Origin of the sequence: Alkalibacterium kapii (genome assembly GCF_007988865.1) — a bacterium.
In the GTDB taxonomy this organism is placed as follows: Bacteria; Bacillota; Bacilli; order Lactobacillales; family Carnobacteriaceae_A; genus Alkalibacterium; species Alkalibacterium kapii.
The window spans coordinates 1-763 of the sequence record NZ_BJUY01000060.1 but is presented as its reverse complement, the minus strand read 5'-3'; the positions used below and the strand labels follow the sequence as shown (position 1 = coordinate 763).

The following is a 763-nucleotide window of genomic DNA, read 5'->3' as shown; positions in this document are numbered from 1 at the left end:
TATACACAAGTAATATATGCGGATGTGGCGGAATTGGCAGACGCACTAGATTTAGGATCTAGCGCTTCACGGCGTGGGGGTTCAAGTCCCTCCATCCGCATTGTTGTATAAATTTTATTCAGCCGGCTTAGCTCAGTTGGTAGAGCAACTGATTTGTAATCAGTGGGTCGAGGGTTCAACTCCTTTAGCCGGCATTTTTGCGGAAGTAGTTCAGTGGTAGAACATCACCTTGCCAAGGTGGGGGTCGCGGGTTCGAATCCCGTCTTCCGCTTTCCAATTCTTATGTCCACATTCATCCCAGGCCGGGGTGGCGGAATTGGTAGACGCACAGGACTTAAAATCCTGCGGAGAGTTTTCTCCGTGCCGGTTCGATTCCGGCCCTCGGCATTATCTATATGTGTATAGATTCAGCACCCTTAGCTCAATTGGATAGAGTACCTGACTACGAATCAGGCGGTTAGAGGTTCGACTCCTCTAGGGTGCATGTTTAAAGTTAGTGAATCACGGGAAGTAGCTCAGCTTGGTAGAGCACCTGGTTTGGGACCAGGGGGTCGCAGGTTCGAATCCTGTCTTCCCGATGTGTTAATGGCGGTGTAGCTCAGCTGGCTAGAGCGTACGGTTCATACCCGTGAGGTCGTGGGTTCGATTCCCTCCGCCGCTATAAAAATACAAAAACGATTAACGGACCTTTAGCTCAGTTGGTTAGAGCAAACGGCTCATAACCGTTCGGTCGCAGGTTCGAGTCCTGCAAGGTCCATATTAA

8 tRNA genes are annotated in these 763 nt (G+C 50.1%); all 8 read left to right on the top strand.

Annotation, left to right across the window (positions count from 1 at the left end):
* Nucleotides 1-18 precede the first annotated feature (18 nt).
* Nucleotides 19-100 (top strand) — tRNA-Leu (locus AKA01nite_RS09275).
* A 21-nt stretch (nt 101-121) separates the two neighbouring features.
* Nucleotides 122-194: transfer RNA gene (locus tag AKA01nite_RS09270), tRNA-Thr, on the top strand.
* Between the two features lie 5 nt (nt 195-199).
* Nucleotides 200-271 (top strand) — tRNA-Gly (locus AKA01nite_RS09265).
* Nucleotides 272-301: 30 nt separating this feature from the next.
* Nucleotides 302-387, top strand: a tRNA-Leu gene (locus AKA01nite_RS09260).
* A gap of 23 nt (nt 388-410) precedes the next feature.
* A tRNA-Arg gene (locus AKA01nite_RS09255) sits at nt 411-484 on the top strand.
* Between the two features lie 20 nt (nt 485-504).
* Nucleotides 505-578, top strand: a tRNA-Pro gene (locus tag AKA01nite_RS09250).
* Between the two features lie 9 nt (nt 579-587).
* Nucleotides 588-661 (top strand) — tRNA-Met (locus AKA01nite_RS09245).
* Nucleotides 662-683: 22 nt separating this feature from the next.
* Nucleotides 684-757, top strand: a tRNA-Ile gene (locus AKA01nite_RS09240).
* Nucleotides 758-763 lie beyond the last annotated feature (6 nt).